Here is a 270-nt window from a genome sequence, read left to right on the forward strand (position 1 = left end):
GCTATCGTAACCGTTTCACTATCATCACTTAAATCTGAAACCGGTGTCACTGAAATGGTTAGGGTAGAACTCTGAGTGTCACCAGCACCATCGGTACCGGTATATGTAATAACAGGAACAGCACCGTTGAAATTATCATTTGGTGTGAAGGTATAGCTACCGTCTGCATTTAAGATGAGTTCACCTTCAGCAAGGGTAACCGTATCACCTGCATTGTACGTATTTCCACCAACCGTAAAGCTGGTGACAGTTAGTGGACCGTCTGCAGTT

Annotated in this window: 1 protein-coding gene; it reads right to left on the reverse strand. The window is 44.4% G+C overall.

Translation table 11 applies throughout. From position 1 onward, the window contains the following. On the reverse strand, window positions 1-270 hold a 270-nt coding region (locus tag H4J66_RS19925; RefSeq protein WP_182176651.1), incomplete at both ends, for a cadherin-like domain-containing protein.

The sequence above is a fragment of the Colwellia sp. MB3u-55 genome (assembly GCF_014076785.1).
GTDB lineage: Bacteria > Pseudomonadota > Gammaproteobacteria > Enterobacterales > Alteromonadaceae > Colwellia_A.